The organism is Streptomyces sp. Y309 (assembly GCF_056712025.1).
The window spans coordinates 2,183,609-2,195,837 of the sequence record NZ_CM160048.1; the positions used below are offsets into that span (position 1 = coordinate 2,183,609).

Consider the following 12,229-nt stretch of genomic DNA (forward strand, 5'->3'; position numbering starts at 1 on the left):
GAGTGCCCATGAACCCGATGGACCCGCCGGACCCGTACGCGGCCGCCGCCCTCGCCGCGTACGAGGGCTCCAAGGCGCTTGCCGCCCGCGACGCCGCGCACCGCGCGCACACCGAGCGGCTGCTCCTGGTGTGCGCGGACACGCTGGACGCCTGCGGGCGGCTGCTGGCCGACGGTCCCGGCTCGGACCCGGCCGCGTACCACCGCAGCGTCCAACTCGTCGCGCGGCAGCTGGAGTCGGCCGTCACCGGCGAGGGCCTGGAGCTGCTCGGGCGCGTCGGGGAGCGCGCGAACCCGGCCACGCACCACGTCGTACAGGTGCGCGCCGCACCGCACGGGGCGGGCGAGGACGAGGTCCTTGAGGTGGTGCGGCGCGGGTATCGATACCGGGGACGCGTGCTGCGCGCCGCCCGGGTCGTGGTCGCCGCGGCCGGCGGCGCCGGGGAGGGGCCCTCGACGAGCCGGACGACACACACCGACGGGACGAGCCCGCGAACCCAGGAAGGGACCACGCACGGATGAAGGCCATCGGGATCGACCTCGGCACCACGAACAGCGCCGTCGCCGCCCACGATCCGCACCGCGACGACATCGCGGTCCTCACCAACAGCAAGGGCGACCGCCTGACGCCGTCCGTCGTCGGCCTGGTGCGGCGCGACGGCAAGGAGCAGACGATCGTCGGCGAGGACGCCCTCAACTGGGCGGTGCGCCAGCCCAAGGACACCATCGTGTCCGTGAAGCGCCTGATGGGCCGCGACTTCGCGGACACGTCGGTGGCCGAGGCCCGCGACCGGCTCAGCTACGAGATCGTGCCGGGCCCCGACGACGACCCGCGCGCGCACGTGACGCTCGGCGGCCGCACCCGTACGCCCGCGGAGATCTCCAGCGTCATCCTCGACAAGCTGGTGCGGGACGCGGCGCGCACCCTCGGCGAGCAGGTGACGCACGCGGTGATCACGGTGCCCGCGTACTTCCGCGACGCGCAGCGGGCGGCGACGCGGGAGGCCGCGGAGCGCGCGGGCCTGGTGGTGAAGAAGATCATCGACGAGCCGACGGCCGCCGCGGTGGCCTTCGGCCTGCACAAGCCGGACGGCGCGCGCAGCCGCGTCCTGGTCTTCGACCTGGGCGGCGGCACCTTCGACATCTCCGTCCTGAACACGGTCAAGGACCGCGAGGGGCACAGCCAGTTCCAGGTGCTTCGCTCGGCGGGCGACATCTGGCTGGGCGGGGACGACTTCGACCTGGCGATCGTGGAGCGGATCATCGCCTGGATGCGCGCGGAGCGGGGCGTCGACCCGTCCGGCGACAAGGAGTTCCTGTTCCAGGCGAAGAAGGCGGCCGAGGCGGCCAAGCGGGAGCTGAACGAGCTGCCGGAGACGTACATCGTGATCCCGGCCGCGTACCGCGGGCCCGAGGGCATCGTCGACGTCGAGATGGCGCTCACCCGCGACGAGTTCCAGCAGATGATCGCGCCGCTGGTGGCCCGCACCATGGACCTGGTCAAGGAGACCCTGTCCGGCTTCGAGCTGACGCCCGACGACATCTCCGACGTGCTGCTCGTCGGCGGCGGCACGCTGACCCGGCCGGTGTACGAGGCGGTGGAGGCGTTCTTCGGCTCCGGCAAGGTGCGCCGCAACATCAATCCGATGGAGTGCGTGGCGTATGGCGCGGGCGTGCTCGCGCAGACCCTCGACGGCGTGGAGTGCCCGGCCCCGGAGTGCTTCAAGGCCAACGAGTACACCGCCGAGACGTGCGCGGACTGCGGGCAGAGCCTGGTCAACGGGCGGCCGGTGGGGTCGACGGGACTGTTCGAGTCGACGCCCATGGCGATGGGCATCGCCGCGGTCAAGGGCGCGCAGCGCGACGTGTTCGTCGAGATCATCCCGGCGGGCTCGCCCTATCCGCTGCCCGAGCCGCGCCAGCGCACGTTCCACGCGACGGACAGCCGGCTGATCCGGGTGCCGGTGTACGAGGGCGACAGCCATGTGGCGAGCGAGAACCACGAGCAGGGCGTGGTGGAGTTCGAGCTGCCGCAGGAGATCGAGATCAACTGCCATGTGGACGTGTCGTTCAACTACTCGGCGGACCGCATCATCACCGTACGGATCAGCGTGCGCGGCACCGACATGGTCCTGGAGGACACACCGAAGCGGGAGAAGCCCCGCACTCCGCCGCCCGAGACCGAGCAGGAGGTGGACAGCGCGGTGCTGCGCGAGGAGCTGGGGCTCGCCGTGCGGGAGGCCCAGCGGTTCCTGAAGCAGTACGGCGCGTACATCGAGCAGACGCAGGAGATGAAGGTGCGCCGCGACATCGGGCAGGCGCAGCGGGCCGTGGAGATGGGCGACAGCGGCGAGTACAAGCGCCTCACCGAGCTGCTGCTCGACGACATGTACCACCAGTGCGGGCTGGCCAGCCAGTTCCGGCAGGCCGAACTGGCCTCGGACGGGGCGCCGTTGGAGACCGTCAAGGCCATCAGTGACGCCGTCGAGCAGGTCAAGGCGGCCCACCGGCAGGGCAACCGGATCCAGACCGCCGAGCAGGCCAAGAACCTGCGCAGCATGATCGCCGTCGCCTATTCGGAGCGCGCGGTGCCGACGCTGCCCAGCAAGAAGGACTACGGAGGCATCCTCCAGGTCCCCGACGACACGGCCGGCGGATGACGGCAGCCAGGGCCGCGACGGGCCGCGTCAGCCTCGGCGTGGACTTCGGCGCCACGGGGGTGCGGGCGCTGTACGCCGGGCCCGGGGAGCAGGTGCGGCGGCTCGACATGCCCACGGCCGGGTGGCCGTGGCTGGTGTGCGCGCCCGCCGGGGCGGGGGTGCTTCCGGTGGCGTTCCCGAGCCTGAAGTCCCTGCTCGCCGGGGAGCGTTCGGTGCCGTGGCGGGACGGCACGGCGGACGCGGACACGGTGGTGACGCGGATGCTGCGGGCGCTGCGGGAGCGCGTCGAGGAGCGGGCGTCGGCGTTCGTCGCGCAGACCGTCATCAGCGTGCCCGCGTCCTTCCTCTCGGCGCAGCGGCAGGCCCTGCGGGACGCCGCGCGGGAGGCCGGGCTCGCGCCCGTGCGGCTCATCAGCGACTCGATGGCCGCGGTCATGGGGCACACGACCGACCGGGACAGCGGGACGTTCCTGGTGTACGGGATGGGGTACGACGGGTTCGAACTCGGCCTGGTACGCGGCGTGCGCGGGCACTGCCGCGCCCTCGGCTACGACGGCGCGACGACCTCCGGGGGCCGCGCCTTCGACGAGGCGGTGCTCGCGTCGGCGGTGCGGCTGCTGCGGGCGCACCGCGGGCCCGCGTCCGTGACGGGCGCCCCGGCCGAGGTGTGGCTCGGGCATCGGGAGCGGGCGCAGGCGGCGCGCCAGGCGTTGAGCGGCCCGCAGGACGGCGGCGGCACCGACGGCTCCGCCGCCACGGACTTCGCGGCGCTCACCCTCGACCTCGGTGCCGGGCCCGCGCTGCGCATGGGCGTCACCCGGCCGAACATGGACGCGTTCCTGGAGCCCCACGTCCACCGCACCGTGCGGCGCGCGCACGCGCTGCTCGACGAGGCCGCGGTGGCCCGCGCGGACGTGGACACCCTGCTGTTGGTCGGCGGCGGCACGCGGATGGAGCAGGTGCGCGCGGGCGTGGCGGGGCTCGGCCGGCACACGGCGCACGGCCCGCCGGAGCTGCTTGCCCTCGGGGCCCTCAAGCACGCGGTACGTCTCGGGGGCGGCGGCGCGTCCTCGTCCGGGTCGTCCGGCGCGGCCGCCCTGGAGGAGGGCCTCCTGGAGCCGGCCGACCCGCACCGCGACACCCTCGCCGACGCGCCCGCCCTCACGGCGACCCTCTTCCCGTCCGAGGACCCGCCGGACCCACGGCGCCGCGACGTCGCCCAGGCCCGGGAGCTCGCCGGGCAGGGGCGCAGGCAGGAGGCGGTGGCGCTGCTGCGGGACATCGTGGCGGAGGCACGGGAGCTGCTGGCGGGGCTTGGGGCGGACGCGGGTGCGGGCGCTCCGGCGGACGGGGCGGTGTCGTCCGGTGCGGGGGCGGACCCGGGTACGACGTCCGACGGCACCGGAACCTCCTCGGGTGAGGGAGATGGGGTGAGCCACCATGCCTCGCGTCAACTCGCCCGTGCCCGCGTCCTGTTGGAGCGCGGCCAATACGAACACGCCGTCCAGGCCGCCCACTCGGCCTGGCAGGAAGCGACGCCGCACACGCACCGCGCCGACGTCCTCGACGCGATGATCGACGTGCACTGCGCGGCCGCGATGGCCGACATGGCGCCCGGCCACTTCGCCGACGCCGAGCGGTGGCTGCGGTGCGCGTACGGCCACGACCCGACGAACGAGCGGGTGCGGGGCCTGCTCGCGCGCCGCACCTTCCGGCACGCCGAGGAACTGCACCGGATCGGTGCGCGGGATGAGGCGATTGAGGCCCTTGGCAAGTGCCTCACATGGGACCCTGAACACCCCGGAGCCGAGGCGCTGTCGCGCCGGCTCGGCCGCGACGGCAGGAACCGGCGCGGCAGAGGGGACGTCCTCGACTGACGAGGCCCTCCTGGGCGGTCCGGCACAGGCGTGACAGACGAGACAGGGAGTACGCGTTTGACGCCCGCGGAACTACTCGACAAACAGGATCTCATCAAGCGGCTGCAGGACCTCGCGGGACGGCCCGCGCTCGCCCCGCGCGCCGCCGAACTCAACACGCTCACCGACGACTTGACGCACAGCAAGCGCCTGGACCGGTGGGCCGAACTGGACCTCGTGCACGCCTACGTACGCCCGGAGAGCGTCACCACGTCCGACACCCGGCCCTCGGCGCGCCGCGACGGCCTGCTGGAGGCGGCGCTCGGCGTCCTCGTCTTCATCCCGCTGCTCATCACCTGGTTCGGCCTGCGGGACGCCGTGCGCGCGTACGGCGAACTCGCGAAGGACGACCGCAAGGAGGCGACGCGCCCCTTCCTCCAGCTGTGGCAGTCCGGATTCGGCGGCCACCTGTCGCCGCTCGGCCGCTTCGAGAACGTGGCGCTGACCGCGGTGGTCCTCATCGCCCTCCTGGTGCTCCTCTCCGTGGTGCACGCGCGCGTGCGCTGGCGCGCCGACAAGGAGGAGGCCGACCAGGAGGCCGAGCGGGAGCGGCTGCTCGCCCAGCTCGCCTCCGTGCTCACCCGGCTGCAGATGCTCCTCGCCCCGCACCGCAACGTGTCCCCCAAGCAGTTCGCGGCCGAACTCACCAAGGCCGCCACGAAGATGAACTCCCTCGCCACCAAGGCGGACAAGAACCACACGGCTCTGAGCGACACGGCCAAGGCCGTGACGGGCGCGACGACGTCCCTGCGGGACGCCACGGCCCGGCTCACCACGGAGCTGCCGAAGCTCAGCGGGGCGGCGGACCGCATCGAGTCCGCGGTGCGCGACAGCCGGCAGGCGACGGCCCACGCGAGCACCGCGTACGCCTCCACGACCCAGGTCATCGCCGACGCGCTGCACCAACTGGTCGTCAAGTCGGAGTCGGTGGCCCGCGCCACCGAACAGGCCTCGCAGGCCCTGGTCGCCAGCACCGGCCGCACCACGGACGCGGTCGACGGCATGCGCGAGGCCACGGAACGCTGGGACGCCGCCGCGGCCCACTGGCAGGACGCGGCGGCCCGCGTGGAGTCGGGCGTACGGTCGCTGGCGGGGGCGCCCGGGCACAACGGCGCCCCGCGTCCGGCGGCGAACGGGCTCGGCGCGGGGGCGCCGGGGGCGGATCCTTACGGGGCGCGGGGCGGCTCGCAGCCCTACGGGGCGTCGGGCGGCGCGGATCCGTACGGGGCGACGGGGAGCACGGATCCGTACGGGGCGACGGAGCCCGCGTACGGCGCGTCGGCGTCCACTGCCGCGCACGGCGCCTCGACGTCGGCGTACGGCACGTCGGCCGACACTTACGGCACGCGGGTGCAGAGCTCGTCGGGGTACGGGACGCGGGCGCCGGACGCTACGGAGTACGGCACGCGGGCGCCCAGGGGCGCGGAGTACGGCACACAGGCGCCGGGCGCCGCGGAGTACGAGACGCAGGCCACGGAACCGTACGGGACCCCGCTGCCGAGCTCCGGCGGCGGCACCAACGGCGCCCCCTTACCCGGGCCCCGGGCCGAGAGCCCCGGCCGCGAGGCCGACAACGAGCCGACGGACGCCGTCCCGCAGGACCACGCCGGGCCCGGCACCGGGCCGAGCGCCGAGCGCGACGGCGGATCCGACGCCGGCCCCAACGACGGTCCCGACGCCGGGACCAACGACGGGCCGGGCGCCGGGACCAACGACGGGCCGGGCGCCGGGCAGGCCCCCGGGGCCGCCACCCCAGGGCCCAACCCAGGCTCCGACCCCGCCTCCGACGTCTCGTCGCCCCGCACGCGCGCCCTGCGCCCACCGCCCCGGCGCCCCTCCGCTCCCCCGCGGTCCGGAGGTGACGCGTGAGCCGACCGCGGCGGCGCGGCCGTGGCGGGGGCCGGGTCGCGGGCGTCGTCCTCGCGGGGTGGCTGTTCGCGGACCTGCTGCTCGTCCTCGCCCTGGTGTCGATGGCCGACCGGCCCGACCCTCTGGCGGCGCGCCCGAAGCCGTCGAAGAGCGCGGACGCCTCCTCGAAGCCGAAGCCGAAACCCAAGCCCACGGGCCCGCGTTCGGTGGAGCGCAGGCCGGAGGAGTTCAAGGTGAAGGGAACGGACAAGGGCGCCCTCGCGGACCAGATCGGCCGGTCCACCAAGAAGTGGCGCGGCCGCACGGCGGCGCTCGTGCTGACCTTCGGCGGCGGCCGGAACGGCACGGTGTACGCGCACCGCGTCAACTCACTGCTCGGCGAGGGCCGTCCGGAGATGTTCACCAAGAAGACGGCGACGGACGACTTCCACGACCTGAGCAACGCGCCGTCGACGGCGGTGGTCCGGGTGTACTTCTTCACGGAGCCGGGAGGCTGACGGGTGGCGACGACCTGGCGGCCCGGCGTGCGGGCGACGGGCAGCGGCACCCCGCCCCCGTTGCCCGTCCTGCCGCAGTTCCCCGGCATGCGGGGCTACGCCCAACTCCGTACCGCCATCCGGGACTTGGGTTTTCGGCACGCGGCCGAGCTGTTGCGCGAGCCGGGGCGGCAGCGGGCCGCGGGCGGTGTCTTCGGCACGCTGCCGAAGGCGGAGACGGACGACGGTTTCCGGGTCCTGGACGGCCTGTGGTTCCCGGGGCGCGGCGGTCTCTGGCAGCGCGTGGACGTGCCGTTCGTGCGGCGGGCGCGGGACGCCTGGCAGGCGTCGGCCGACCCGCGGGCCCTCACGGCGGCGGCCGTCACGGACACCCTGGAGACGCTGGCACGCGACGACCCGATGGGCCTGCGGCGGGTGGTCCTGTGGGAGCTGTGCTGCCTGCTCAAGGACGGCGGCACGGACGGACGCGGCACCGGGAAGGGCACGGCGACCACCGCCGACGACGTCGCCGCGCTCGGGGTGCACCGCAGCGAGGCCCGCCTCCTGGCCGCCGCCGTCGACGCCGTGTTCCCGGCCGACGGGGAGCGGCGCCGCGCGGCCGAGGAGCTCAACGACGTCTGGCCGGGCTCCCGGCTGCGCCGGGCCGAGCGCCTCGCGGACCTGCTGCCGGCCGCGCCGGACGACCACGTCCTGGCCGCCCTGCTCCGCGCGCTGCGGGCCCGCTCCGCGAAGGTGCGGTTCCTCGCGTACGCGGCCCGCCGGTCGCACGAGGGCGGCGAGCCGCGGGCCGCGGCCACCGCGTGGCTGGGCGCGCTGCGGCAGGCCACGGACGCGCCGGAACTGCGGGCGGGCCTACTGCGGGCGGCCACCTCGCTGGCCGACGAGCCGTCCGCACCCGCGGAGGCCGCCGTCACGGTGACGACGGACGACCGCCACGTCGGCCTGACCTGGCGGACGGCCCGCGTACCGCGCCCCCGTCCGGCCCCGGTGACGTACACCGTCCTGCGCTTCGACGACGAGGCCCCGGAGACCGCCACCGAGATCGCGGAGATCACCGAAGTCGACCCACAGCCACGGGAGTTGACGGTCCACGACCCGGACGCGCCGCTGGGCCGCGCCCTGCGCTACGCCGTGCTGCCGTGGCGCGGCGACCGCGTCGCCGGGGTGCCGCGCGTCACCGCGCCCGTGGTCGTCGCCCCGGACGTCACGGACCTCACGGCCGTGCCCGCGCCGGGCGGCCTCCGGCTGCGCTGGCGGCCGCACCCGGCGGCCGTCGAGGTCCAGGTGCTGCGCTACGGCAAGCCGGACGTCGGCGCGGCCCACGGGCCGATGTATGTGCTCTGTACGTCCGACGGGGCGGTGGACCCCGCGCTGGACCCGGGGTCGTACACGTACGAGGTGAGCTGCGGCTATCCGGGCCCGGGCGGCAGTGTCGCCTGGTCGCCCGGGGTCCGGGTGACCGCCCGTGCCGAGCGGTGGCCGACGCCGGTCGAGGAGCTGACCGCCGAGCGCGTGGGCGAGGCCGGGGACCGCGTGCTGCTCCGGTGGCACCCGCCGCGGCGCGGGCACAGCACGCTGCTGCCGTGGCCGGAGGGGCCGGTCGCGGCGGGCACGGACGTGTCGGAGCGCTTCGCCCGCCTCGCCGCCGGCCGCACGGCGGGCGGGGACGCGCCGGACCTGCGGGCGGAGGCGCCGCGCCTGCGGTGGCGGGAAGCACCGGCCCAGCAACTCGAAGTGCCCGTGCCGCCGTCGGGGCGGATGCGGATGACCGCGGTGAGCGTGCTCGGCGACCGCGCGGTGGCCGGGGCGAGCGTCGTCGTCGAAAGCCCGGATCGTGTACGGGACTTGACGGTACGTCGGCTGTCTGCCGAGCGCGCTCTGGTGCGGTTCACCTGGCCCGAGCCCGCCGTGCTTGTACTCGTCTCCTGGAACGACGGCACGCGCGGCGGGGACCACCGCGTGCCGCGCAGCACGCATCGCGCGGGCGGCGGCGCCGTCGAGGTGCCGGTGCGGGACACTGCGTGCGCTCTAACCGTCACCCCGCTGACCCGCCCGGACGCGCTGGCCGTCCCGGCCCCGCCCGCGCGCGCTGAACTGCCCGCCGCCCCGCCACCGGCGCCCCCGCGCGGCCCGGAGCCGTGGTGGCGCCGGTGGCGCCGGTGGCTGCAGCGCTGAGCGCTTCGCTGGCTGTGCGGTGTTGATCCTGCGGGCCGGTGGGGGCTGGTCGCGCAGTTCCCCGCGCCCCTACGGGGCGCTACTCCTTGACCTCCGCCTCCACCCCGCCCCCGAACTCCAGGAGCAGGCCGGACTGCAGGGCGATGGTGCGGCCCGGCTCGATCTCCCGTACGGAGCCGTCCTCCTTGCGCACCGTCCACACGGTCTGGGTGCGGTTGGTGAGGCCGTACCGGCCGCGCTGCTTGGGGTGTTCGGTGACCTCGCCGACGACGGCGCGGAAGTCGTGCCGGTCGGGGTCGCCGTCCAGGTGGTGGGCGTAGACGCGGGCGCTCGGGTCGAGGCGGATGCCGCGCCGGGTGCGCAGGGTGGTGCCGGTGGCGGTGACCAGTTCCAGGCGCGGCGGGAGCTGGAGGGGCGTGCCGCACTTCCAGCAGTCCGGCGGGGCGCCGTCGGGCTGCGTCAGGTTCTGCTTGCCGCACCGGCGGCACTGGGTGATGGCGTCGAGGACCTGGCTGAGCGCGTCCCGCCACTGCGTCTCGCGCACCCGCTTCGCGGGGACCTTGAGGCCGTCGGTGAACGTCTGCACGAACAGGTCCCGCAGGATCCGCGGCAGCGCCGCCCAGGTGGCGATGACGGTCGGCTGCTCGCCGGCGACGGGGCGGTTGCGGGTGTCCGCCGGGTCGTACACGAACACCGGGTCGGTGCCGTACAGCTTACGCTTGGCGGCCTCGCCCATGCAGTGGATCCGCATGGCGAGCGCCCCGTTGAACGGGTGCTCGTTCATCAGGAGCAGGAAGAGCAGCACGGCCAGCGAGTGCAGGTCGGTCTGGGTACCGGGCTGCGCGCCCTTGTCGCCGCGCACCAGCTCCGGCGCCATGAAGTCCATGGTCCCGGCGACGCCCGCGGTGCCGCCCTCCACGACCGCGTTGTCGTTGTCGCAGACGAGGACGTCGCCGGTGCGCGGGTCGAAGAAGATGTTGCCCCAGTTGATGTCGCGGTAGGCGATGCCCTTGGAGTGCAGCGCGCGGTAGGCCTCGACGGTGTGCAGGGCGACCGTCACCAGCGTGCGCATCGTCGCGTCCTTGACGGACGGATCGCGCCGGAACAGCGCGGGCAGGTCCTGGAAGCGCGCGGGGCGTACGTCCATCAGGTAGCCGAAGCCGGGCTCCTTGCCGTCGGGGTCCATGACGATGGACTCGGGCCACAGGAAGCGGTCGTCGTCCCAGCCCTTCTCGATGAGCCCTTCGAGGATGTGCCGCTGGCGGGCGTCGGCCAGCTGCGGGTAGTACCACTTCACGGCGCGGTCGCCGCGGGGCGTGGCGACGCGGTACACCTCGCCCTGGCCGCCGGACCCGAAGAGTTCGCCGACCGTGACCCGCTCCCCCGCCTCGGTCACCAGTTTCTTCCCGCTCGCGAGCATGCCGTTGCTCATGCGGTCCCCGTTCCTTCCCTCATGCCGATGTCGTTCCTTCCTGCCCGGTCGGGGGCGCCCCGTCCGGCGCCGTCGCGGGCGCGTCGTCCTGCCCTGTCGTGGGCGCGGCCGCGAAGGCCGCCACGAGTGTGGTGTCGTCCCCCGAGTACTTCGCCGCGCGCGCCAGCCAGTCGCCCAGCTGCTCCTGCACGGCGGCCACGCCCTGCCCGGCGGCGCGTTCGCGCACGCCGGTGGCGAAGTCCAGGAAGCCCTGGTGGTCGGCGAAGCTCTTCGAGAGGCCGTCGGTGGACAGCAGCACGGCCGGCGGCGGGCCGCCGGTGACGGGCTGCCAGTAGGTGCGGGTCTTGCGCCAGGGCTCCGGCTCGCACAGCGAGTCGGTCTCGTCGCCCATGTCCGGGCCGGTGGACAGCGGGGTGCGCGGGGTGCCGCCGTCGTCGATGAGGACGATGTCGCCGTCGCCCAACTGCCAGCACAGCAGCATCTGCCGGGTCAGGACGGCGCCGATCAGCGTGCTGCCGTACGCGGCGAGGTCCCAGGTGCCCCGGGCCCCCTCCTTGGCGAGGCGTGCGCGGGCCGCGGCGCGGCGGGCCGGTGAGGCGCCGTGCGCGGGCGCGTTGGCGTCGTGCAGCAGGGCACGGCGGTGCCAGCGGTGGCCGACGGCCTGCGGCAGCAGGCGGGCCTCGGCGCGCAGTCCCGGCCAGGCCGCCGCGTCCGCGCCGACCCGCACCGCCTCGTGCGCGAACACCTCCGCGCAGGCCGTGAACTCCTCGACGGCCCAGCGGGCGCCGAGGTCGCTGCGGAAGTGCGCGGCGGAGCCGTGGCCGTCGGCGACGGCGAGGACGACGGCGCGGCCGCCCGCGGTGGCCTTGGCGGCGCAGTGGTCCTGGCTGTATCTCTTGCCGACGCCCTTGACGGCGCCGCGCAGCAGTTCCCAGTCGCCCGTCGGGGTGGGCGTCTCGCGGACCGCGGTCACCAGATCTCGTCGTCTCCGTCCTTGGTCAGCGGCGGGCCCACCGGTGCGGCGGGCTTGGCGTCCTCGACCTTGGGGGTCGAGGCGTCCTTGACGACCGCCGTGGACATCCAGCGGATGGCGGCGGCGAGCTGCCGCGGGTTCTTGGCCTGCAGCGGCTCCAGTTCGGGGTTGGCGAGGAACTCCTTGAGCATGCTCTTGTCCGCGTCGTCCCCGATGGCGACGGCGACGCGCACGGCGCGCTTGCCCCATGGCGTGCTGTCGATGGCGCGCAGACCCGCGCGCCAGTCGTCGGTGGGCTGGCCGTCGGAGGCGAGCGCGAGCACCGGGGGCAGCGCGCGCTGGGGCATCGGCGGCGTCTCCAGGGCCCCGGCCACGAGCTTGAAGGCGGCGCCCATGTCCGTGCCGCCGTACGTGTGCACGTCCTCCCAGGAGAAGCTGTCGACCGGGGTCGGCTCGCCGACGTGCCAGCTCGCGCCGCTCGCGAACGAGATGGCACGCACGAGCAGCGAGGCCGCGGGGTTGGCGTCGGCGGCCTGCTGCATCTCCGGGATGGCCTCGCGGATGGCGAAGTTGAGCTGCCCGATCTTGCCGTTCACGCTCATGGAACCCGAGCAGTCGAGCATCCAGATGAAGTGCACGGGGCGGCTCGCCATGGCGCCGCCGGGAATGTTGTCGGCGGTCACGCTGGTGTCGCTGGTGCGTTTGGTT

The 12,229-nt window shown here is 74.9% G+C and carries 9 protein-coding genes; 6 read left to right on the forward strand and 3 right to left on the reverse strand.

Annotated elements, in window-relative coordinates:
• Positions 1–8: 8 nt before the first annotated feature.
• Genes grpE through AC0KTA_RS08045 form a run of 6 tightly spaced genes read left to right on the forward strand, consistent with a single transcriptional unit; the run spans position 9 to position 9,116 of the window.
• The gene (grpE, locus tag AC0KTA_RS08020; RefSeq protein ID WP_481054420.1) at positions 9–521 is read left to right on the forward strand and encodes a nucleotide exchange factor GrpE; all 513 of its coding nucleotides are present in this window, start codon (positions 9–11) and stop codon (positions 519–521) included.
• Complete coding sequence (locus AC0KTA_RS08025; RefSeq protein WP_481054421.1) at positions 518–2,659, forward strand: Hsp70 family protein; 2,142 nt, start codon at positions 518–520, stop codon at positions 2,657–2,659. The genes grpE and AC0KTA_RS08025 overlap by 4 nt, the downstream gene beginning before the upstream one ends.
• Positions 2,656–4,536 carry an Hsp70 family protein gene (locus tag AC0KTA_RS08030; RefSeq protein ID WP_481054422.1) on the forward strand — a complete coding sequence of 627 codons (1,881 nt, stop codon included), beginning with the start codon at positions 2,656–2,658 and terminating at the stop codon, positions 4,534–4,536. The genes AC0KTA_RS08025 and AC0KTA_RS08030 overlap by 4 nt, the downstream gene beginning before the upstream one ends.
• Before the next feature lie 57 nt (positions 4,537–4,593).
• The gene (locus AC0KTA_RS08035) at positions 4,594–6,444 is read left to right on the forward strand and encodes a hypothetical protein (protein ID WP_481054423.1); all 1,851 of its coding nucleotides are present in this window, start codon (positions 4,594–4,596) and stop codon (positions 6,442–6,444) included.
• Positions 6,441–6,941: a hypothetical protein gene (locus tag AC0KTA_RS08040; protein WP_481054424.1), complete on the forward strand. Its 501-nt coding sequence runs from the start codon at positions 6,441–6,443 to the stop codon at positions 6,939–6,941. The genes AC0KTA_RS08035 and AC0KTA_RS08040 overlap by 4 nt, the downstream gene beginning before the upstream one ends.
• Positions 6,942–6,944: 3 nt before the next feature.
• Positions 6,945–9,116: a hypothetical protein gene (locus AC0KTA_RS08045; protein WP_481054425.1), complete on the forward strand. Its 2,172-nt coding sequence runs from the start codon at positions 6,945–6,947 to the stop codon at positions 9,114–9,116.
• Positions 9,117–9,195: 79 nt separating this feature from the next.
• On the opposite strand, the gene AC0KTA_RS08050 is transcribed toward AC0KTA_RS08045, so the two are convergent.
• Genes AC0KTA_RS08050 through AC0KTA_RS08060 form a run of 3 tightly spaced genes read right to left on the reverse strand, consistent with a single transcriptional unit; the run spans position 9,196 to position 12,174 of the window.
• Complete coding sequence (locus AC0KTA_RS08050; RefSeq protein WP_481054426.1) at positions 9,196–10,548, reverse strand: protein kinase domain-containing protein; 1,353 nt, start codon at positions 10,546–10,548, stop codon at positions 9,196–9,198.
• Between the two features lie 19 nt (positions 10,549–10,567).
• Positions 10,568–11,521, reverse strand: a complete 954-nt coding sequence (locus AC0KTA_RS08055) for a protein phosphatase 2C domain-containing protein (RefSeq protein WP_481054427.1) — start codon at positions 11,519–11,521, stop codon at positions 10,568–10,570.
• Positions 11,518–12,174 carry a vWA domain-containing protein gene (locus tag AC0KTA_RS08060; protein WP_481056350.1) on the reverse strand — a complete coding sequence of 219 codons (657 nt, stop codon included), beginning with the start codon at positions 12,172–12,174 and terminating at the stop codon, positions 11,518–11,520. Before AC0KTA_RS08060 ends, AC0KTA_RS08055 begins: the two co-directional genes overlap by 4 nt.
• Positions 12,175–12,229: the final 55 nt, after the last annotated feature.

Bases quoted from the DNA above. Each gene is read 5' to 3' on its own strand.
- AC0KTA_RS08060 (WP_481056350.1), bottom strand. From the start codon at position 12,174: ATGGCGAGCCGCCCCGTGCACTTCATCTGGATGCTCGACTGCTCGGGT.
- AC0KTA_RS08025 (WP_481054421.1), top strand. From the start codon at position 518: ATGAAGGCCATCGGGATCGACCTCGGCACCACGAACAGCGCCGTCGCC.
- AC0KTA_RS08030 (WP_481054422.1), top strand. From the start codon at position 2,656: ATGACGGCAGCCAGGGCCGCGACGGGCCGCGTCAGCCTCGGCGTGGAC.
- AC0KTA_RS08050 (WP_481054426.1), bottom strand. From the start codon at position 10,548: ATGAGCAACGGCATGCTCGCGAGCGGGAAGAAACTGGTGACCGAGGCG.
- grpE (WP_481054420.1), top strand. From the start codon at position 9: ATGAACCCGATGGACCCGCCGGACCCGTACGCGGCCGCCGCCCTCGCC.